The organism is Coleofasciculus sp. LEGE 07092, from assembly GCF_015207375.1.
Taxonomy (GTDB): Bacteria; Cyanobacteriota; Cyanobacteriia; order Cyanobacteriales; family Coleofasciculaceae; genus LEGE-07092.
Genome location: NZ_JADEWY010000028.1, coordinates 1 through 20,968, shown reverse-complemented (window position 1 = coordinate 20,968; position 20,968 = coordinate 1). Strand labels below are relative to the sequence as shown.

Annotated in this window: 22 protein-coding genes and 1 tRNA gene; 11 read left to right on the top strand and 12 right to left on the bottom strand. The window is 46.7% G+C overall.

Going from position 1 to position 20,968, the window contains the following annotated elements; all coding sequences use genetic code 11:
• Nucleotides 1-484 precede the first annotated feature (484 nt).
• A complete protein-coding gene (locus tag IQ257_RS09185) occupies nucleotides 485-5,005 on the top strand; it encodes a S8 family serine peptidase (protein WP_193874825.1) in 4,521 nt (1,506 codons plus the stop codon).
• Between the two features lie 275 nt (nucleotides 5,006-5,280).
• Here IQ257_RS09185 and IQ257_RS09180 read toward each other — a convergent pair whose 3' ends face one another.
• Together IQ257_RS09180 and IQ257_RS09175 are read right to left on the bottom strand one after the other, a co-directional pair.
• Nucleotides 5,281-5,586 carry a type II toxin-antitoxin system RelE/ParE family toxin gene (locus tag IQ257_RS09180; protein WP_193874827.1) on the bottom strand — a complete coding sequence of 102 codons (306 nt, stop codon included), beginning with the start codon at nucleotides 5,584-5,586 and terminating at the stop codon, nucleotides 5,281-5,283.
• Complete coding sequence (locus IQ257_RS09175; protein ID WP_193874829.1) at nucleotides 5,586-5,849, bottom strand: type II toxin-antitoxin system ParD family antitoxin; 264 nt, start codon at nucleotides 5,847-5,849, stop codon at nucleotides 5,586-5,588. The genes IQ257_RS09180 and IQ257_RS09175 overlap by 1 nt, the downstream gene beginning before the upstream one ends.
• 39 nt (nucleotides 5,850-5,888) lie before the next feature.
• Between IQ257_RS09175 and IQ257_RS29955 the strand changes: the two genes are divergently transcribed.
• From IQ257_RS29955 to IQ257_RS30705, 6 genes are all read left to right on the top strand, one after another.
• Nucleotides 5,889-6,026 (top strand): hypothetical protein, encoded by a 138-nt coding sequence (locus IQ257_RS29955; RefSeq protein ID WP_228060557.1) that lies wholly within the window; start codon nucleotides 5,889-5,891, stop codon nucleotides 6,024-6,026.
• Between the two features lie 56 nt (nucleotides 6,027-6,082).
• On the top strand, nucleotides 6,083-6,409 hold the full coding sequence (locus IQ257_RS09165; RefSeq protein ID WP_193874833.1) for a hypothetical protein: 327 nt from the start codon (nucleotides 6,083-6,085) through the stop codon (nucleotides 6,407-6,409).
• Between the two features lie 4 nt (nucleotides 6,410-6,413).
• Nucleotides 6,414-6,608 carry a hypothetical protein gene (locus tag IQ257_RS09160; protein ID WP_193874835.1) on the top strand — a complete coding sequence of 65 codons (195 nt, stop codon included), beginning with the start codon at nucleotides 6,414-6,416 and terminating at the stop codon, nucleotides 6,606-6,608.
• A 284-nt stretch (nucleotides 6,609-6,892) separates the two neighbouring features.
• Entirely contained in the window at nucleotides 6,893-7,390 is a 498-nt protein-coding gene (locus IQ257_RS09155; protein WP_193874837.1) for a papain-like cysteine protease family protein, read from the top strand.
• The gene (locus IQ257_RS09150; RefSeq protein ID WP_193874839.1) at nucleotides 7,387-7,686 is read left to right on the top strand and encodes a hypothetical protein; all 300 of its coding nucleotides are present in this window, start codon (nucleotides 7,387-7,389) and stop codon (nucleotides 7,684-7,686) included. Before IQ257_RS09155 ends, IQ257_RS09150 begins: the two co-directional genes overlap by 4 nt.
• Before the next feature lie 4 nt (nucleotides 7,687-7,690).
• Nucleotides 7,691-7,825, top strand: a complete 135-nt coding sequence (locus IQ257_RS30705; protein WP_265584492.1) for a hypothetical protein — start codon at nucleotides 7,691-7,693, stop codon at nucleotides 7,823-7,825.
• 414 nt (nucleotides 7,826-8,239) lie between these two features.
• Here the strand turns inward: IQ257_RS30705 and IQ257_RS09145 are convergent, their stop codons facing one another.
• The 8 genes from IQ257_RS09145 to hisF all read right to left on the bottom strand — a co-directional run bounded on the left by IQ257_RS09145 (nucleotide 8,240) and on the right by hisF (nucleotide 11,968).
• Nucleotides 8,240-8,686: a type II toxin-antitoxin system VapC family toxin gene (locus IQ257_RS09145; RefSeq protein WP_193874841.1), complete on the bottom strand. Its 447-nt coding sequence runs from the start codon at nucleotides 8,684-8,686 to the stop codon at nucleotides 8,240-8,242.
• Nucleotides 8,674-8,925 carry an AbrB/MazE/SpoVT family DNA-binding domain-containing protein gene (locus tag IQ257_RS09140; protein WP_193874843.1) on the bottom strand — a complete coding sequence of 84 codons (252 nt, stop codon included), beginning with the start codon at nucleotides 8,923-8,925 and terminating at the stop codon, nucleotides 8,674-8,676. The genes IQ257_RS09145 and IQ257_RS09140 overlap by 13 nt, the downstream gene beginning before the upstream one ends.
• A 420-nt stretch (nucleotides 8,926-9,345) precedes the next feature.
• Nucleotides 9,346-9,744 carry a type II toxin-antitoxin system VapC family toxin gene (locus IQ257_RS09135; RefSeq protein WP_193874845.1) on the bottom strand — a complete coding sequence of 133 codons (399 nt, stop codon included), beginning with the start codon at nucleotides 9,742-9,744 and terminating at the stop codon, nucleotides 9,346-9,348.
• Between the two features lie 2 nt (nucleotides 9,745-9,746).
• A complete protein-coding gene (locus IQ257_RS09130; RefSeq protein ID WP_193874848.1) occupies nucleotides 9,747-10,016 on the bottom strand; it encodes a hypothetical protein in 270 nt (89 codons plus the stop codon).
• Between the two features lie 101 nt (nucleotides 10,017-10,117).
• Nucleotides 10,118-10,297, bottom strand: a complete 180-nt coding sequence (locus tag IQ257_RS09125; protein WP_228060556.1) for a hypothetical protein — start codon at nucleotides 10,295-10,297, stop codon at nucleotides 10,118-10,120.
• A gap of 411 nt (nucleotides 10,298-10,708) precedes the next feature.
• Nucleotides 10,709-10,781, bottom strand: a tRNA-Ala gene (locus IQ257_RS09120).
• A gap of 85 nt (nucleotides 10,782-10,866) precedes the next feature.
• Nucleotides 10,867-11,079, bottom strand: coding sequence for a hypothetical protein (locus tag IQ257_RS09115; protein WP_193874850.1), 213 nt, complete (start codon nucleotides 11,077-11,079; stop codon nucleotides 10,867-10,869).
• 118 nt (nucleotides 11,080-11,197) lie between these two features.
• Nucleotides 11,198-11,968 (bottom strand): imidazole glycerol phosphate synthase subunit HisF, encoded by a 771-nt coding sequence (gene hisF / locus IQ257_RS09110; protein WP_193874852.1) that lies wholly within the window; start codon nucleotides 11,966-11,968, stop codon nucleotides 11,198-11,200.
• 105 nt (nucleotides 11,969-12,073) lie between these two features.
• Here hisF and ruvB point away from each other — a divergent pair, with 105 nt between their 5' ends.
• Together ruvB and IQ257_RS09100 are read left to right on the top strand one after the other, a co-directional pair.
• A complete protein-coding gene (gene ruvB, locus IQ257_RS09105; RefSeq protein ID WP_193874854.1) occupies nucleotides 12,074-13,165 on the top strand; it encodes a Holliday junction branch migration DNA helicase RuvB in 1,092 nt (363 codons plus the stop codon).
• 398 nt (nucleotides 13,166-13,563) lie between these two features.
• On the top strand, nucleotides 13,564-14,370 hold the full coding sequence (locus IQ257_RS09100; protein WP_193874856.1) for a tetratricopeptide repeat protein: 807 nt from the start codon (nucleotides 13,564-13,566) through the stop codon (nucleotides 14,368-14,370).
• A gap of 38 nt (nucleotides 14,371-14,408) precedes the next feature.
• On the opposite strand, the gene IQ257_RS09095 is transcribed toward IQ257_RS09100, so the two are convergent.
• Together IQ257_RS09095 and IQ257_RS09090 are read right to left on the bottom strand one after the other, a co-directional pair.
• Nucleotides 14,409-16,238 (bottom strand): protein kinase domain-containing protein, encoded by a 1,830-nt coding sequence (locus tag IQ257_RS09095; RefSeq protein WP_193874858.1) that lies wholly within the window; start codon nucleotides 16,236-16,238, stop codon nucleotides 14,409-14,411.
• A 231-nt stretch (nucleotides 16,239-16,469) separates the two neighbouring features.
• Nucleotides 16,470-17,285: a hypothetical protein gene (locus tag IQ257_RS09090; RefSeq protein WP_193874860.1), complete on the bottom strand. Its 816-nt coding sequence runs from the start codon at nucleotides 17,283-17,285 to the stop codon at nucleotides 16,470-16,472.
• Nucleotides 17,286-17,431: 146 nt separating this feature from the next.
• Between IQ257_RS09090 and pip the strand changes: the two genes are divergently transcribed.
• Both pip and IQ257_RS09080 read left to right on the top strand, forming a co-directional pair.
• Nucleotides 17,432-18,379: a prolyl aminopeptidase gene (gene pip / locus IQ257_RS09085; RefSeq protein ID WP_193874862.1), complete on the top strand. Its 948-nt coding sequence runs from the start codon at nucleotides 17,432-17,434 to the stop codon at nucleotides 18,377-18,379.
• A gap of 78 nt (nucleotides 18,380-18,457) precedes the next feature.
• Nucleotides 18,458-20,827: a hypothetical protein gene (locus IQ257_RS09080; protein WP_193874864.1), complete on the top strand. Its 2,370-nt coding sequence runs from the start codon at nucleotides 18,458-18,460 to the stop codon at nucleotides 20,825-20,827.
• The last annotated feature ends 141 nt before the right edge of the window (nucleotides 20,828-20,968 follow it).

Here is a 20,968-nt window from a genome sequence, read left to right as displayed (position 1 = left end):
AATCTTTAAAAAAACAGCCTTTTTAGGTCTAGGATTAATAGCTGAGACAACTACAGAAAAAATCAGTAATTTTACTGAGGACACTGATCAGAGGTATGAAGTAAGCCTGAAGCCTTGAATTAGTTTAGGTCAAGTGATGCTGCGGAAATTATTAAAAAAGTCATTAGGATGCAGGAAAAGGTTCCCCGCTTATAAAAACTTCATAAAAAAATGAAGACAAACTTTATTATCCTTGAGTATGATATTAGGGAATCCAGATTTTTATTCAGGTGATTTTCCCTTCAAAACTTAATAAACGTTAACTCCTGGATTTGGCAATAGTCATTGTCCGAATACTTGTTTTCTGTTTTTGGCAATAGAGTCATTTTTTTTCCTTACGGTCTTGTCTAAGCCAGACTAATCCGGAAGACCGTTTTCTGGAATGACTAATAATATCCCAGTGTTTCCTTAATTTTTCCAGCACTATTTATCAAGAGGTTCATCTATGTCTTGGTTTAGTTTTTCCTCAAAGAAGCGTCCTGACGCTAAAGGATTTGCGCCGAAGGGTCAGGATTTACTGCAAGCTTTTATCCTGGAACCGATTTTAACGCCGAGTGGGTTGTTGGATGGCACGGATAATCCGATAGATTTAGTGGATATTGATCTATCTGCTGACTCCTTGGCTGATATTGATATGCCGGAGATTGAGGAGAGTGCTTGGGATAGTCTGGATGATAATTTAGAGGATATTTCTTTAGTTTCTCCGGTTGATGAGGTAGGGGAGTTAGAAGATATTCCCTTTGTTACGTCACTTGATGAGGTGACGGATGGGGAAGTGACTGAGGAGGCGCTGTTAACTGGGTTCGATACTTCTAGTCCTATCTTTGAATCCGGGGTGTTTACGGTAGGTGAAACTGGGGACGTTAGTGTTGATTTCCTCTTTGATGGTGGGGGATATGAAGGTGAACTCGCTATCTTTAGTTTAGAGGGGATGGAGGAGTTTGAACCGGGTTCGGAGGCGTTTATTCAGGAAGCGGCGTCTCGTGCGTTGAGCGATTCAGAATTAGGTCATATTGTGATTAGTGACCAAACGGAGGGGGCGCGGTTCTTTGGTGAATTAGGAGAAAGCGACAAGAATTCTGGAGAGTATCTGGGAGTTAAGACAGTCCAAATGCGTCCAGGGGATGAGTTTGGTTTCATGCTGGTTCCCAAGAGTACGGTGCAACGGGTGTTTGATAATCCGGATGTGGGAGGGGCGGCGCGTCCCCTATTTTCTATGGCGACAGCGAATCCAGATGATGGGTTTCATGTGGGGCAAATTGCCGATGTCACCGGGGATGGAAGTACCTTTGTGATGGAAGATTTGCGGGTGGATACCCAGTCGGATGGGGATTATAACGATGTTATTTTCCAAGTGCGCGGGGCTACTGGGGAAGCCGCGTTGATGGATGATGTGGTTGATCCGAATCAAGATTGGCGGGAGACTGATTTGGGTCAAGCGTTGATTGATTATGCCGAACCTTATATCACGCCGGATACGCCTGATGATGGCGGACTATTAACGGATGAATTGGTCGGAGAATCCCCAACAGATGAGATTTTAGTCGATGAGGGTGAAATCATTACCGAACCCACGACTGATGAGTTAACTGATGTTGTTATCGATGAACCCGTTAACAATAGTGAAATTGTCACCGAACCGACAACAGTTTCTGAACTTGCTGAATCTGTCCGGTATAAGTTTCCTAAAGAAAATCAGCCGTTAATCGGCATTATTGATACAGGCTTCAGTGAAAATAATCCTGATATTGACTATAGCCGAATTAGTTTAGGGCAAGACCGGATTGATAGCGATGATAACCCTCTGCTTACAGCAGGTGAGGGGAATGAACATGGCACTCATGTATTAGGTATTATTGGGGCAACTCAAGACAATGATATTGGCATTGATGGCATTAATCCCGATGCACCTTTATGGGTTGGGCGTGCGGTGGGTTCCGGCAAGTGGGCAGAATCATTAGTGGAATTTGTCGATGCGGCGCAAGAATCGGGTCAACCCAATGCTGTGGTGAATCTGAGTATGGATTTAACCCAAATTGATGCGGATGGAAACATTACCACTCGTTATGAGTTTACGCCTGTAGAAATGGCAGCGTTAGAATATGCCCGCCAAAATAATGTTTTAGTGGCAGTTGCTGCTGGAAATGACGGCGGAGTTATGTCAGCTTTAGGGCAAGCTTCCCAACAATTCGATAACATCATTACGGTTGGTTCTGCCGAACAAATTGATGGTGAAACCTCAGCTTGGAAAGGATTTGACCGTGCTAATTATTCCAGTTATGGCAACGGTTTAGATATTGTTGCTGATAGCGGTACATTAGAAGATCCAGTTTTGTCCACTGTAGGAAATCATCTGGGCGCAATGGATGGAACCTCGGTGGCAACGGCTCAAGTTACAGGATCAGTCTCTCAAGTTTGGGCGGCGAACCCTGAGTTAAGTTACCGTCAAGTGATTGACATTCTCAAATCAACGGCGACTGATCTCAAAACCGCAAATCCCGATTTAGAAACCGGGTCAGGCTTACTAAATATGGTGGCAGCAATTCATCTGGCTAAGGCGACAAAACCAGAAGAATACAATCCCGATTTACAAGTTGTTCCGATTACTTGGAGTGGTGAAGGAAAAGTCACGCCGATGGAACGGGCGGTTCGTTATCGTTATGAAATGAAAGCCGACGACACGCTTTGGGGAATTGCTCAACGGGAGTTAGAAAATGGAAATCGTTGGACAGAAATCACCAAAGATGCAGCCGGAAATGTACCTTTTACCAGTGAGGAAGCAACACAATTACCTGTAGGTCAAGTGGTTTATATACCGGGGAATGACCCCAATCCGCAACCCGAACCTGAACCCGAACCTCAACCTCAACCGCAACCCGAACCTGAACCCGAACCTGAACCTGAACCCAATCCAGAGCAAGTAAAACAAGCCGCCTTAACTAATTTCTTGAAGGTATTTGGCACATCAGGGAGTACGTCTTGGCAAAACTTCCTTAAGCAGATATTTGAGAAGTTCTATAAGAATCCTGATGAAACACTAAATTCTCAAGCACCGCAATCAGGAACAGGGACTTCCTCAATACCTAAACCTCAACCTACGCCGACTCAAAATGTCAGGACACTAGCTGGGAAGAAAATTATCTTAGATCCCGGACATGGAATCGACAACAATGGATTTGATCCTGGTGCGAGTGGGAATGGAACAACAGAAGCTGTCGAAAACTTACATCAGGCTAAGATTGTTGCTGACCATTTACGACAACTTGGTGCCGAAGTAAAAGTGTTAGATGAACGCTTATCTCTGGCACAAATTGGTCAACGGGCGGCGGGACATGATATTTTTGTCTCGTTACACCAAAATGCATTTAACAATAATGCTCAAGGGCATGAAGTATTTTCCCATCCCAATGCGCCAGCTAAAGATGCTGAACTCGCCAAAGCGATTAATAGTGAGTTAGATGCAATTTTCCCAGACACCATCATTCCTAATCGGGGTGTGAAGACAGCGAATTTATCCGTTCTGCGTAATGCGCCAACGAATGTTCCCGCCGTTTTGGTTGAATCTTTATTTATCGATGCAGCCGGAATGAGCCGTGCCAATGTGGAAAAAGCGGCTCATGCTGTGGCGCGTGGAATTGAGAAATTCTTGACAGGTAATGCCACAGGTTCTACACCTCCACCGAGTAAGCCTGCACCTACACCAAAACCGAATCCATCTCCCACAAAATCGGGTGTTGTGAATTCTAAGGTAGGCTCTATATCCTTGAATTTCCGTGCTGATTCTTATGTGGGTGCAACGATTATTGGGTCACTCTCCAAGGGAACATCTCTGAAGATTTTGAAATCGGTTACGGGAGGAAGCTACACGACACCGACGGGGAGTTCTCGGAATGATTGGTATCAGGTAGAAGCTAATGGAAAAAAAGGATATGTTGCGGCTTACTATGTTGATGTAACTTCTGACAATTCGTCACCGAGTCAACCTTCAGGGTTCCATGCAGAATCTTTCTCTGGCTGGGTTGGTCCTTCTATTGGTGTCGCGCTTCGCAATAGTCCGAAGCATTCAGATCGGAGTGGTTTAGCGGAACCTTACAAAAAGACACTCCACTTTGACGGATGGAAGTATGGAGAGTCTGTAACTGACATCTGGACAGGTAAATCTGATGCTCTGTGGTATCGTTACTGGCGTAATGGGAAGGCTTATTGGGTTCCCAGTGCTTACATTTTTGGCTATCCCAAATCTAAACCGCCAATTCAACCTGGGGGAAATCCGGGTGGTGGAACGACAAGTAAACCAGGATATGTTAATTCCAGTATCGGTCTGAATTTCCGTCGTAGTCCTTCTTTGAGTGGAGCGAGGATTAGTAAGTTGCCAAATGGAACTAATTTAACCATTCTGGAAAAAGTTTCTGGGGGTGCTTACCAGCCGGATAATCGGACAGATTGGTATAAGGTTAAAGTTGGCGATACTGTTGGTTACGTTGCTGCTTATTATGTCAGTGAAGGGAGTAGTAATGGTGGCGGCGGGAATAATGGCGGTGGACCAATCACCAGTGACACACAATTCCTCCAACGCCTGTATGGTCATGGCAAAGGCGAAATCACCCAGTATCCTAATTCAACTCACCAAGCAATTGACTCTGTAAACCAAGGCTCATATCCCTACAAAGTTTATGCTTTAGCCAATGGAGTTATTAACTTCATGGGTACAGATCAGTATGGTGGCAAGTACATTGACATCTGGAATGCCCAATTGCAGAAAACCTTCCGATATCTCCATTTTGAAAGTTTTAATCCTAATTTTAAAAAAGGACAAACTGTCAATGCAGGGGATTTCATTGGCGTGGAAGGTTATAGCGGTTACACTAGACCTTCGGGCCCACGTGGACGCCATACTCACTTTGCTGTAGTAGCTAATGGTAAGCAGGAAAATCCCTGGCCCACTTTAAATAGAATTCCAGGATGATATCAAAGCGATCGCACTTTCTCTATTCCCAGCGTGCGATCGCCCTCTCTCTCCTGGTTAGCGCCAATCCCTGATCAAAAGCGCGATCGCCTAAAACACACCTCCATTTTGAGTCAGGGCGGGTTTTGTTGAAACGTTATCACAAACATTAAAATCAAGCACCTAAACCCGCCCCTACAAATACCTGGGCTTCCACGCGATCGCACTTTCTCTATTCCCAGCGTGCGATCGCGTCTTTTCCCTAGATAGCCCATAAAACAACCTTTGCAATCGCTTTAATTCTCCTCATCCTCAGAAAAAACTTCGTCTAAATCTCTGTAACCACTCAACACCCGTTCCACTTGGATGCCATTTTCAATCTGGCGGTAAAAAATGACATATTTATCCACAGGTAAACTACGTAAACTAGGAGCGAGTTCCTCACGAGAACGTCCCATTTCCGGAAAATCCGCTAACAAACGGCATTTTTCCTCAAAAGCGTCAAGAAAACGACTAGCCGCACTTAAACTAAACTGTGCCATATAGTTTTTAATTTGCCTTAAATCTTGCCGAGCCGGCGCACTAAAACTATAGTTGCCCATTATGCACCCTGTTCTGACTGTCGAATTTCTTGTCTGAGTTCTCTAATCACTTCTTCTCCATCAAATATATCTCCTTGATCCGAATGTTCAATGCCAATAGCAATTTCCTTTCTGAGTTCCTCTAATCGTAGTAAACGTTCCATCTCGCGTTCCTCTAGCAATCGTAAAGCCACCTGAATAACTTCACTAGGAGATGAATACCTACCCCTTTTGACGGTTGAGTCAATAAATTGCTCGAGTTCAGGTGTCAAAGATATGTTCATCGATTAAACTGCCCGAAAAATGAGAAAATCAATACTATTTTGACATGGAATCAGAGCCTTGGGGATGTTTGGATTTACACAGAGCGATCGCGTCTTTCCTTTCCCCAGATACGTCATGTCACCAGGAATGAAAGCTGTTTGATGAAAAGGTGCGATCGCATGATAGAGATTCAGTAAAAGTGCAATCACCTGGGAAATGGATTGAGAGCGCTACCTGCCCGTAAAATGGGGATATGTCAGATATATTAATTGTGATTCGCAATGAGGCAGGAGTCGCCATGACCTCAATTGACGGTGTAGCAGTTATCGCACTTGTCAAAAAAGACGGACTGATTTACGACGAACAGTCTGTCAATCTTCGGTTTGGTGATGCTCATTTCTATAACTTGCCATTAGGCAACTATATAGCTGTTGCCAAACATCCAGCACTAAATCCACCTGAAGCCGAACAGGAAATGGAACTCTTAGCTAGAGAACTTTTAGAAGTACGATATATTTATTCAGAAGCCGAACGTCAACTTCTGAGAATCCAAGTCACATCACATAGCCTGGATAGTTAAACCGATGAAATACGCGATCGATTCAGAATCTATCGAAGCCTATAGAACGAGAGTTTTTACCCTCTCCCAAGAACTGCGTCGCGAGAATGACCCCTCAATTCGAGCCATGACTGCACTGTATCTAGCAGAAGCTGCAACTACCCTAGCGCGAATGGAAGTCCTAGAAGCCAAAAAAATAGCTGCGAACAAAGCAAGTTGACCAAGTGTGATCGCGTGATCGGGATCGATTGAATGTGCGATCGCCTAAAAGATGAAAAGGTGCGATCGCATTTGGGGATGAGTGAGAATTGCGATCGCGTTTTCCCATTCCCCAGATACACCCGATCACCAGGAATGGAAGCTTGAGGGTGTCGAAGTGCGATCGCATTTGGGGATGGGTGGGGATTGCGATCGCGTCTTCCTTAGTCTGCCATCATTTTCACACCATCTCAGTCATCACCTATACTCTTACCAGCAATACAATGGGTATAGGAAAACGACAGGATGTATCCCGAACAAGCAGGTGCTGGAGGTAATTGGCCCGTCATTGACGAAATTCTCGATCCATCTGTCATAGAACAGCAAGGGGATTTATCTTGTGGAATCGCCTGTGGCGCAATGCTCTTAAAAGACCGTAAAATTAATAGTAGTCAAAGCGCGATTGAGACAATAACTGGAATACCAGTAAGTTGTCAGGTACTGGCAATAGCGCTTAACACCCTCGACCCCGATCCGTCCCGCCAGTGGGAAGGCGGTTCATTGGAGCTACCAGGTGCTACACATTCCCAACTCTTTGAGATTTTAAACACAACCGGATCGTGGGCGGCTGTCCTTTGGGAAATGGGTGCAGGAATAGGACATTTAGTCGTAGTTGATGGTATTGATGCTGCTGGATATGCCTTAATTCGTGACCCTTGGCAAGGAAGCCGATATAGAATGACAATAGATAACTTTTTAAAATACTGGACAACTGAAGCCGTTTTTTCGAGAAGCCAACAATGAATGTACAATTACTATCAATTAAACCTACACAAAACTGGGGAAACTTTAATATCAGAGTAAAAATTGGCACAGACCTCCATCAATTTACCATGACTGTAAAAACAACGCCAATTGCCGATTACCCAATTCAAGTTACCCAGGGAGATGATTCGTTCTTAAACGTATTCAAATTTAACCCAATAGTAGCCCTGAAGATATCAAAGTTAGTGGCAAAATTCCACAACCATCAAGCTGTTGAACTTCCGGCGAATGTGGGAGTTTGGCAGGAAGGTTTCCTGGAACCCCAAGTCAGCTAGAAAAATGAGCATGGAGGAGTTGCGATCGCGCCTCCCCTTTCCCCAGATACACCATCTCACCAGGAATAAAAGCGTTCCCCACCAAAGTGCGATGGAAGCCTATCCAGGAAAGTGCGATCGCCCTCTCCCTCCCGGTTAGCGCCAATCCCTGATCAAAACAGCGATCGCCTAAAACACACCTCCATTTTGAGTCAGGGCGGACGCGATCGCATCCCCTCTATTCCCAGCGTGCGATTCGCGTGATCGGGATCGATTGAATGTGCGATCGCGTTCGGGATATGGGAGAGGATTGCGATCGCACTTTCCCCTTTCCCCAGATATACTATGTCAAAAGGAATGGGAGTTCTTCAACGCTGAGGTGCGATCGCCTAAAACACACCTCCATTTTCAGCTAGGGCGGGTTTTGTTAAAACGTTATCACAAACATCGAAATTAAGCGGCTCGCGCCCGCCCCTACAAATATCTAGGCTCCCACGCGATCGCATCCCCTCTATTCCCAGCGTGCGATCGCCCTCCCCCTGAATCCGCACTAATTTCTGATGATGTCAATCTATCAATCTTCAATATCTCGAAGCATCCAAATCTCTAAACCCACGTTGGGATAACGAAGTGTAGCATCATTGGTTAGAAAAACCCTGCATCCAGCTTCCACAGCCGTCGCCAAATGTAGAGCATCAATCAAGCCCAGATTGCTATTTCCTCGTAACCGGGCGGCTGCAATCACCACCGCCTGAGTCACCGGGCAAAACCTCAGATTAGGAAAACGGGGTAAATCCTGAGCATATTCTTCGGCAATGTCAGGATATCCATCTCGCAAGGGTTTAACCATTAATTCAGCCAGCACCAAATCAGAGACAACCCCCTGACATTTCCCTTGCTCAATCATCTCCAAAACTTTCCGAGCTAGTTCGCCAAACTCTGGATTTCCTTCTAAAGCATAAATGAAAATCACACTGTCGAGAGCGATCGCAACCCCATCAAGGTCATCTAATCGCGCCATGACTCCCGTTCCCCACGAATATAGGCAACAGCATCCACCCCCCGCCAGAGATTTTGATGCTTGGCAAACAGGCGCGATGTATAACTAGGAACGGGCATCATCACCACAGCACCATCCACGACTTTGATTTCTAAGGCATCCCCCGGTTTCAGCTTTAATGCTTCTCGAACCGTCACCGGAATCTCAATTTCATAGTTGCTACTCACTTGAGCCACAGTCATCGGCGAAACCTGAATCATTTGATTTCAATACTATTTTGACATGGAATCAGAGCCTTGGAGATGTTCGGATTTGCACAGAGCGATCGCCTGCTAAACAAACCAATTTTCAATCGTCAGTCCTTCAAATTCCGTAAAAGTCCAACTATATCTCAAACTACCGTGAGATAAACCATTCTTTTGAGAGCCTGACTTTCAGCGTTGATCACTCCTTCTTCCCTAGAGGCGATCGCCCTTTCCCTCCCGGTTTGCACTAATTCCTGATCAAAAGAGCGATCGTCTAAAACACACCTCCATTTTGAGTCAGGGCGGGTTTTGTTAAAACGTTATCACAAACATCGAAATTAAGCGGCTCGCGCCCGCCCCTACAAATACCTGGACTCCCACGCGATCGCATCCCCTCTATTCTCAGCGTGCGATCACCCCATCCTTTCCTATCAACTAATCCGGAAAGGGATTGATGAGTGAAATTCCACAATCTTCAAAATCTCGAATATTGCGGGTTGCGAGAGGTAATTGATAGTGTTTTGCTGTCGCTGCAATTAGCATATCCGCTTGAACGCGAGGCTTTCCTTTTGTTTTGAGATAGCCCCTTAGCTGACCAGCGATTTGTGCAATTTCTGATGTAATTGGTAAGATGGAGCAGTAGGTTGCCAAAAAGTCTTCTAACCAAGCTTGGACTCTGGGATTCGGTTTAGCACTAAGTCCGTAGGCAATTTCTTCAAGGGTGATGACACTAACGATTATTAATGAAAGCTCTTGACTCCAGGCTAAAACCTGTGGATTGGGGGCGGGACGAGCGAGTTCGCTGATAATATTGGTATCGCAGAGAATCTGCATCTTTAGTCATCGCTGAACGGATTGGTTCGATTGAAGCGGCTTGGAACGTCTAGAGTATAATTTTCTTCTGTGCAAATTTGTTGCAGTTCAGACAGAGCCTTGGTTAAGTTGGCTCGATGGGTGTTTGATGATTGCTGACTTACACTGCGTGAACCGGTCAGTCGATTAGAGAATGGGAAAAAACTCTGGAGAATTTGCCAGAGTAATATCAGGCGATCGCGCCACGCCAAGCTAGCAATTTGATGGGCAATGTGGGTTGTTTCAGTGGACATTCGTAAAGCCTAAAACCGGATCAGATTTTATTTTAGCAAGTCGCCTAGGTAATTCCCATCCAACAAGTTATTTTTGGTATCCAGGAGGAATTTTATATTCATCACCAGCAAGGTTTTTCAGGAGTCGGGGTGTAGTCCCGGACATTGGCAAAAATTTCATCGCTATCTAAATCAATTCCTTCTGAAATGATTCTGGAGCGAAAAGCATCAAAAGCATCTGAAATCCCCTCAGATTTAGCCGAAATAATTTTCGCAATCGGTTGGTCTGCTTGAAAAATCACAAAACTTTCTCCAGCCTTAACCCGTTGAAGATAATTGATTAAATCTTGAGTGATTTCTTCTACAGTAACCTTCTCACCAGGAATAAAAGCGATTCCCCACCAAAGTGCGATGGGAGCCTATCCAGGAACGCATATAACCACTCAAAAACTACCGTTTGACACAGGGAATTGAATAAAGGGCGACCCGATCAAATTAAGCGGACACCGTTGTTAATTGATGCGGTGCGGGTCGCCCCTACACCAAAATTAAAGGTGACAGTCTCCCAGGTGCGATAGCGTCTTCCCTTTCCCCAGATACACTATGTCACCAGGAATAGAAACTGTTTGATGAAAAGGTGCGATCGTGTTTGGGGGATGGAAGGTTAGGCGTAAAGTCACAGGAATAGGTAATTCTCAAGAACTATTTTCTTATGGAGCTAAGCGGACTCGAACCGCTGACCCCCTCAATGCCATTGAGGTGCTCTACCAACTGAGCTATAGCCCCGCGCCGCAGCATTCTCCATAATGCCTCGATATGTTAATTTCGTCAAGTTACCTCTCATAACTACAATTGCAGCTATTCTCGCTATTTAATAAAAAAGGTTAGGAGATTGAGCGAGGCGACTCACATAGCCCAAGTAGCTGTTCATTAGAAAGTAAACAACTAACATGGCAGCCGCTGACATGGCAACCAGCGTACCAGCCAGCATAAAGGAAAATTCACGGGTATCAAAGGCTTGTTGCATTAGGTGCAGCGACCAAGCAACCAGAGCGATATCAAATATTAAAATAGCAATCAACATAATTTACGAAATTTAACATCCCATTCATTCTAGCAGTCGCCTAAACACCTGCAAATAGTGCAATTGTGTGATATACATAACAAACGTTAAGAACTGGTCAGGGATGCAAGATCCAGCATTAAATCATCCGCACTGGAACTTGGTTTTGCTGCAAATAGCCCTTAATCTGGGATACCGTTAGTTGCCCATAATGTAAGAGAGAAGCTAGCAGTGCAGCTTCCGCTTTCCCTTCCGTAAGTGCCTGATGAATGTGTTCACAATTTCCCGCACCGCCAGAGGCAATAACGGGAACTTCCACTTGATCGGCAATGGTGCGAGTTAGCTCTAAGTCATAACCTGCCTGGGTTCCATCGGCATCCATGCTAGTAACAAGCAGCTCTCCCGCTCCCCGTTGTTCTACTTCTTTTGCCCAAGCGATCGCGTCTAGTCCTGTATTTTCCCGCCCACCGCGTACATAAACATCCCAACCAGGATTGCTCATATCCTCACGGCGTCTAGCATCGATAGCAACAACGATACACTGCTTCCCGAAGCGATCGCTCGCGTGATTAATAAAGTCGGGATTGCGGACGGCGGCTGAATTAATGCTGATTTTATCCGCTCCGGCTCTTAACAATAATTTAATTGTCTCTAAGGATTGGATACCACCGCCAACGGTTAGGGGGATAAAAACCTGTTCTGCTGTGCGATAGACAACATCAACGATAATATCCCGGTCTTCATGGGTGGCGGTTATATCCAGAAATACCAACTCATCAGCACCCGCATCGTTATAAGCTTGGGCTAGTTCCACTGGATCGCCCGCATCCTGGAGATTGACAAAGTTGACGCCCTTAACTACGCGCCCAGCCTTAACATCCAGGCAAGGTAAGATTCGTTTAGCTAGCATATCAGTTGTCTTACGGTGTGTGATGCCATAATACAGAGTCCCTCCTTAATCTAAACCTTTTCGGTCTTGCTGTCTTCATTAAAAATGAAAAGATACGCTTAAGTCATGGCAATAACTTCGTTCAGGCAACAATTCCAAGAGCCAGACCCCCAACCCCAGTCCAAGAAGAAAAAAAAGGGTAGCCGCAAATTCAGCGAAACGCAAACCGATACTGACCTTTTGCTAGCTACAGCAACGGCTGAGGAGGCAGGGAACCAAGAAGAAGGTATCCGTCCCCATCGGTTGGCAGATTATATTGGGCAGAAAGAGTTAAAGAACGTCTTAGAAATTGCGATCGCAGCGGCAAAAGGGAGAAATGAGGCATTAGATCACCTGCTCTTGTATGGTCCGCCGGGATTGGGCAAAACCACCATGTCCCTAATTTTGGCGACGGAGATGGAAGCCAACTGCAAAATTACTGCTGCACCGGCGTTAGAACGTCCGCGAGATATTGTGGGTATCTTAGTGAATCTGAAACCCGGAGATATCCTCTTTATCGATGAAATCCACCGCCTCTCACGGATGACCGAGGAATTGCTTTATCCAGCAATGGAAGATTATCGCCTAGATATCACCATTGGTAAGGGGCAAACGGCTCGGACTCGCAGCATCCCGCTCCCTAAGTTTACGCTAGTGGGTGCCACAACTCGCGTCGGGTCTTTAACATCACCGTTGCGCGATCGCTTTGGTTTGATCCAGCGTCTGCGTTTCTACGAACCCGATGAACTGACTTTAATTGTAAAACGCACCGCCGAACTCCTCAAAACACCCGTTACTGAAGATGGCGCTGAAGAAATTGCCCGCCGTTCCCGTGGCACTCCTCGAATTGCCAACCGCCTGCTGAAGCGAGTGCGGGACTACGCACAGGTGAAGAAGGTTGAATCCATTAATCAGGATGCGGCAGCAGAAGCCCTGGAAGTGTTTAATGTAGACCCTATGGGTTTAGATTGGACAGATCGGCTGGTGCTAACGGTAATGATTGAACAGTTTAATGGGGGACCCGTGGGGTTGGAGGCAGTCGCAGCAGCGACGGGAGAAGATGCTCAAACCATTGAGGAAGTTTATGAGCCGTATTTATTGCAGATTGGCTATGTACACCGCACGCCCCGTGGTCGTGTGGCTACGGTAGCAGCGCGGAAGCATTTGGGGTATGACTAGTACATTTGGTCAAAAGTTTTTGACCACCTCAAGAGAGACAAGGAGGATTTTAGCTGGTCACTTATTTCTGCTCACCTGGTCTAGAGACATCTTCAAGGTAGATCCCCGAGTTCTTAGAGATGTTGGGGATCTGAACCGCAAAATAAATTAAATTAAGTAAATAAATGTGTTGCTCGTTAATAAACTTCTTGCAAAAGTCAAAGCAAGACCCCCCTCAGTCCCCCCTTACTAAGGGGGGAAGTAAGAAAAAGGAGGCTACCTCCCCTTACTAAGGGGAGGGTTGGGGAGGGGTTTCAGGATTTATTGAAGCAAGAGGTCTAATCTTTCCCAAACAGTATCGCGTTTGACATTGTAACGACTGTTGGTACTCAACTCTCCAAACGATTGGCTTTTTATCTATGATTCGCTGGATTCTAACGTTATTTTGTGTATTGCTAGTTTTTTGCTCGGCTAGTCCGGTAATGGCGCAAGTTCCCATACCTGACTTGACGAAGGCTCAGATTGAGCAACTGAACGAACTCAGGCAACAAGCGTTTACCGCTACCGAACTGGGTGACTTTCCTGCTGCTGAAAGCTACTGGACTCAGCTTATTGATTTGTTGCCCGACAATCCCGTGGGTTGGAGTAACCGGGGAAATTCTAGGGTCAGTCAAAATAAGTTAAAAGAAGCGATCGCAGATTTTAATCAATCCATTGAGTTAGCACCCGATGCGGCTGACCCTTATTTGAATCGTGGCACAGCCTATGAAGGGCAAGGACGTTGGGAGGATGCGATCGCAGATTATCAGAAAGTACTCGACATCAACCCCAACGACGCCATGGGGTATAACAATCTGGGAAATGCCAAAGCCGGACAGGGAAAATGGAAGGAAGCGATCGCAAATTACCAAAAAGCAGCAGAATTAGCCCCTAACTTTGCCTTTGCCCGTGCTAACTACGCCCTCGCCCTTTATCAAGTTGGTGATAAAGAAAAGGCAATCCGCGAGATGCGCAATATCATTCGCAAATATCCCCAGTTTCCCGATGTGCGAGCAGCACTAACCGCAGCACTATGGGTTGATGACAAACGGGGAGAAGCCGAAAGTCATTGGGCAGCAGCCGTGGGTTTAGACAGACGGTATAAGGACATAGATTGGGTAGAAAATGTCCGCCGCTGGCCCCCCCTGATGGTTGCTGCGTTGGAGAAGTTTTTAACCTTGAATTGATGCCAATTTAGAATTCCCTACTCCCTACTCCCCATTCCCTACTCCCCATTCGCCACCTTCTGACGCAGCTTTAACGCTTTAGAATGGTTGGGCTGAATTTGCAAGGCTTTGTCCAAAGCGGGGATTGCCTCATCAGTACGCCCTAAGTTCAAGAGTGCCTCACCGCGAGTACTCCAGGCATCTGCGGAGTTACGGTTGAGTTTGATTCCTGTGTCCAAGGCGTCAATTGCCTCAGATGAACGTCCTACATCCTGTAGTGCTATACCAAAACGAATCCAACCTGCTGCTAAATTGGGATCGAGTCGGGTGACTTTCTCGTAAAGTTGAAGTGCTTGTATCTGGCGGTTCTGTTGTTTGATACTATCGGCTTTGCCCAATAGGGCTTGTGGGTCATCGGGATTGAGATCGAGGGCGTCATTGCAGGCGACAATTGCCTCAGCCGGTTGTTCCAGTTTGTTGAAGCTGTAGCAGCGCCCCCGATAGGCTTCGGCTAGGTCTGGCTTGAGAGCGATCGCGCGATCGTAAAATAAGAGGGCTTCCTGATAGTCTTCAGCTTCCCGCAGGCGTTCGGCTTCTTTGAGTAGAGATGTGGCTGTTGGCTTAGGCGATTCGGTAGGACTTGGGGATGGAGAGGGTGCCTCGCTGCGATCATCCGTTTGACGAGTGGGATAGAGTATCATGAAAGCCGCAACTGCTCCGACAGCCACTCCGACACCCATAACTATCCAGGGTTTGATCAACCGCCTCTGAGATTCCTCGGGTATGACAATTGTGGGGATTGTGGTTGAAGACGAGGGCTGCTGTTGTTGACTCAGGGATACTGTGGTATCTGTGCCGTCAAGAGTGGGTTGAGAGGTTTCTGAATGGGAGTCGCGTATCCAAGGCTGGGTGGACGATGGTTCTGTTTCCGACTCAACCGTGTCTGGGTGACTGGCTGAGGGTTGCGATTTAGAGCTAGGATTTTCTAAGGTGTCTGTCCCTAGGAGTTGGGATAGGGTTACGGATTCCAACAGTTCTGTCGGTAGGTTCTGAAGTGCTAAGAGGGCTTCTGCTGCCGTCGGGTAGCGATCGCGAAAATCATAACGTACCATGCAATCAATAATATCCCCTAGTTCTGGTCTGAGAACCTTAACGTGTTTGCGCCAGTTGAGTTCGCTTGTATGGGGGTCTTCCTGAATGCGTTTGGGGTGAATCCCCGTCAAGGCTTGGACACAAATGATACCGACAGCATAAACATCGCTACTGAAGCGAGGTTTCCCGGCAACTTGTTCATTGGGCATATAGCCTTTGGTGCCGATGGAAATCGTTACATCTAATTGTTCGGCTTCGGGTTCTATAAGTTGGGTACTGACTTGCTTGACTGCCCCAAAATCAATTAGCACCAATTTACCATCGTGTTTGCGACGAATTAGGTTAGAAGGTTTGATATCACGGTGAATAACATTCTGCTGATGCACGAATGTTAAGACGTGCAACATATCTTGCAACAGGGCAACAACTTGAACCTCCGACCAATACTGACGGGAAGCTAGTTCTTCACTCAGAAGCTTGCCTTCGATAAATTCCTGAGCTAAATAAAACTCCTGATCTTCTTCAAAATGGGCTAAAAGGCGGGGAATTTGGTCGTGGTCGCCCAATTGATAAAGAACTTGCGCTTCTGTATCAAAGAGGCGTCTGGCAGTTTGCAAGCTTTCGGTGTCATTTGCCTGAGGCTTGAGTTGTTTGATCGCGCAGGGAGGATTACCTGGCAAGTGCAAATCCAGTGCTAGAAAGGTTTGACCGAACCCTCCTTCTCCCAGTCGTTCTCTAACTTGATAGCGTCCGCCTAAGGGTTTGTCTCCCCAAGGAGTCTGGGAAACTGAAACCATCGCTTTAAAGAGCGCCTGTGTTCAATAGAGCTTGAGCATTCATAACTCCCATTCTCGAAAATACCCTGCTGGTTCGGTATCCTCTTTTATCGGGAGAAGGCAACTGTATCCCTTTTTTAATTATGCCTGATAAAAGTTGGCGTGTCTTTAGCCAATGGGCTAATAATTATAGCAGCTTTTAACTCAACTATAACAGCGGACAAGATGCCTGTATAACCCATTTCACGTCATTTACCCGGTCGGGTTGCCAAAAATCTTGATGCATTCTTGTAAATTGCTAGTTGCAAATTCAGGTACTTTTTCAAAATTGAGGGGATTGAGTTCGCTAGTTTTAATCGACTGCCTTTCATCAAACGACCATTTAGCCCCCTCTCCTTCTGTAGATGGCTCGAAGTAGGCAATTTTTACATTGTCGATTGTGCTAGCATTCGCTGTTCCTTTAAAGCAATGACTGTTATCCGTTTGAAAAACGTACTCTTGTCCAATGAGTGAATTTCCTGTTTTTCTAAAGACTAAATAACGACTACCAGGACTGTCTAACTGAGTGGATTCACCATAAAAATAATCCCCATCGGGTAAGCTTTTAATGGTGCGATCGCTATCCTCAGACGTTTGAGGCTTGGATGGTTGTGGCGAGAACGGTTCAGGTTTAGACGGAGCAGGTGAAAAGGCTTTACTCTCTGGAGAAGGTGAGGCAAAATTGGGCATTTCTGCTATCGTTGGCACGATAGGAATAGGGGGTGGAGTGGGCTGGAAAGCCCCCCTGTCTGGCACAGTGGAAAGAGACTCTTGACTTTCTAGTAAAGTGGGTGAAGCTGCTGGAATTTCTAACGGAGTGGTTTGGGCAGTTGGAATTTCTGGTAGAGGTAATAGAGACGCTGGAGTTTCACTGGGTGGAGGTGGTGAGGAACTTTTGCAGCCCAAGCAACTTATTCCTACAATCCCCAAAATTCCCATTAAGTTACTTAAGGGGATACCTCGACGGTTTGTCTTCGCCGTTTTGGGATGATTCCCCTTTGCATTTACTCTTATAAATGTCTTGTTCACGTTACCTACCTCGTCATACTGACACTATTGTTAAACCTGTGAACTAGGCTCACTACTCCTATCCTTATAAGTCGTTGTATGTCAGGATGCTACCACCTAGAGACAGCTAACCGCCAGTCGTTGTAGTTATAACCTAAAGCAGAACTATGCGAGACCTCTATCCTCCCATCAAACCCTATAACCAAGGAACCTTAAACGTTTCTAACTTACACACCCTCTATTATGAAGAATCCGGGAATCCAAAGGGCAAGCCCGTGGTAGTGTTACATGGCGGACCTGGAGGCGGTAGCCAACCCTTCTATCGCCAATACTTTAACCCCACTCAATGGCGAATCGTGATGTTTGACCAACGGGGTTGTGGTAAAAGTACTCCCCATGCGGAACTAGAACAGAATACGACGTGGGACTTGGTAAGCGATATTGAAAAACTGCGGGTAAAACTGGGAATCGAACAGTGGGTTGTCTTTGGCGGCAGTTGGGGTAGCACTCTGTCACTGGCATACAGTCAAACCCATCCAGAACGCTGCCGGGGACTCATCCTGCGTGGCATCTTTATGCTGAGGCAAAAGGAAATCCGTTGGTTTTATCAGGAAGGAACGAGTTATATCTTCCCAGATGCTTGGGAGAACTATCTGAAACTCATTCCCGAAGACGAACGGCAGGACCTACTTCAAGCCTATTACAAGCGCCTAACCAGTCCCGACTTACAAACTCGCCTAGAAGCGGCGCGTGCCTGGTCAATCTGGGAAGCCAGTACTAGTAAGCTTTTACAAGACTCAAACCTGATGCAGAAGTTTGGACAGAGTCAGTTTGCCGATGCCTTTGCCCGAATTGAATGTCATTACTTCGTTAACCAGGGCTTTTTTGACTCAGAAGACCAGTTGTTGCAAAATTGCGATCGCATTCGCCATATTCCCGGTGTTATCGTTCAGGGACGTTATGATGTGGTTTGTCCCATGATATCGGCGTGGGAGTTGCATCGTGCTTGGTCTGAAGCCGAGTTGATTGTCGTTCCTGATGCTGGACATTCTATGACGGAACCGGGAATTCGCAGTGCGTTGATTGAAGCAACGGATAGGTTTACCCATTATTGACTGTTAATAAGGAGAAGTAGAGTTTGCCGTAATATAGGCAAATATCCTTTGAAGCGGGGAAGAGGGGTAACAACATCAGTGGTTACGAGTAAGTACAAAAGACAACAGATCACTAAAAAATCTTCCGTCAGCGGTTGTCTGGTAAAACTGGGCGCGATCGCTGCTTTAATGACAATGAGTGCGGCGATCGCAGGGAGTATCTGGCTAGCAATTCGCTTGACAATCGATCCCAATTCTGTTTCTTGGTTGAATCAATTTTTGCCGGAATGGACGCGCATCCCTATTGCCGATGCTTCACCTCCACAAACTCTGAGAGCAATTCAAAATGAAGTTCGCGACAAAGGACTAGTTGCCGGAGAGTCCATCTCCCTCAACACGGGAGAGCCGTTTCCGGAATCACCCATCCTGCTGCCCCTATTGAAATCCCAGCCAAACTGCCAGACCAATTGCCTCCAAATCGTCGAACTCCGGGTCTACCAACCCACTCTACCTAGCCGCACTGAAACAACTTACCAACTGGTTCATCAACTAACCATTACCCCACCCGAAGAATATTTCGTACTATCTTCCCTCGCCGATACTGAAGCCACGAATGTGGGTGCCTCCCATACCTTACCCTTAAAAAAACTCGATCGCTTGGACGACCGCGCCCCAGCTACGGGGCTGTGGTTCAATCTCTGGGGGCAGCAAAGGAGAGACGGTTCCCCGATGAATTACGGGCAGATCATTCACTACAACCCTGACTACACGCACCTGAGCGTCATGGTCGAGTGGACTAGCCCTAACGAGTCCCAACCCTATTGGCAGCAAGTAACGGGGGAATCAACGCCGGAACTGGTGATCAATCAAACCGTTGATTTAGAACCCCAGTTTAAGGTTTACCAGATTCAACCCCGCCAATTTGTCCCCAACCCGATTGCTCTCGAAGAAATTTCGTTAGCACAACCAGCATTAGATACTCCAACCTATCGCAAAGCGCTGATGCTGGCTCGTAATGGGTTGTGGTCTACAGCACTCCGGTGGTTGCAGCCAGAAAGCAAAATTAATGAGTTAGTTGCAGCCCAAGCCCAAATGGATGTCATTCGACTCCATGCCCAGTTTACTGAGTCTCAAGCCAATCAAATTTGGGCAACTCCCAGCCAGCAAATTTTAGCCTATCTCATCGATGGTCGCTGGGTGGCTGCGTTGCAAGTGGTTCAAGCCTCAGGCAGTGATGCGGAAGCCCTACAGAAAATCGCTGCGCTGCTGAAGAGTGATTCTGGGGGCTTATGGCAACGGGTGGAAGCAGCACTCAAGGCAAATTCTGACGATCGCAGTGCGAAAACCTGGGGAGCATTAATTCTCACTATTCAAGAAGGACGCGATCGCGCAACTGCCTGGTTGAAACAACTCCCGTCTACCCAACCTGAAACTACCACACCCGACGATTATGCCGACATTTACGCCTTCGTTGGCTATCTGGATGCAGCATTGGTACAGGCTTCACCCATCACCACTCATTTGAGTCAGATTGTTGGTACTGCACAATCTCTTAAAAATGTCAAGCCTGAAGATTGGTTGCAACCGGGAGCGGGGGAACTATCTCCACAATCCAGCTCCAAACCCCTCACTAACCCATTAAGTGCCTTAAAAAATCCGCTACCCACTTTGCAGAAAGAACCCCAGCATATCTGGTATCAGGTGCAAGTTGCTGCATTTAACGACGGTCAACGCTGGCGGCAGGCACCGTTTAGCAATTTGCAACTGTCCACGGTTGACCCAGGCAGGCAGTTGTGGAAATATCTAGGCTTAGACACCGACCCCCGCATTCAAATAGCCGTCTCCACTGCCGACGGACGCCAAGAGTCGATCATAGCAATGGTCAAAGCTGTTTCCTACCGAGGTGGTATCATCCAGCTTTTAGCCGCCGGAGATGCCTTACCTGCGGAAAAACAAAGCCGCCCTTTGGCTTACACGGAAACCGCCCTGCGCTGGTTAGAACCCGGTTCGATTAGCTTATCCGACCTGAATCAGCTACAACCGCAGTGGGTGACAGCGATTATGCCAGTCCTCTGGAGCGAGTTAGTCAAAAGCGGCAAGCAATCGTCTCAAACCTTTCCCAGTATGCCTGTGATGCTGCAAGAGATGGGGCATTGGTTAGTTCAACCCATCGATTTGACGGGTAACAGCCAACCGGAAGCCGTGTTGACTCTCTATGAAAATCTTGCTGGAGGCGAAAGGAAACTCGATATCAAACGACCAGAACAGGACTCTAAGCAGTACAAACCCCGCACTCTTATTTTCTCCGAGCGGGGGGTTTTGCTTTACAGTGAATTTTCTAAGGATGCTAGCACTTCCTTAACTGCGATCGCAGATTTGGGAGATGGTGGTTCTGCGGCTTTAGTTTTGGATGGGAAAAGTTTCTACAGTTTAAAGCGTTGGTCGCCTCAGCGACAGCGGTTTGAGTAGATTCATTTAAGGGGACAAGGGGACAAGGGGACAAGGGGACAAGGGGACAAGGAGACAAGGGGACAAGGAGACAAGGAGATTTTTGAGGTGTTACTCATCTCCCCTGCACCTCTGCCCCCCTGCACCCCAGCACCCCAGCAC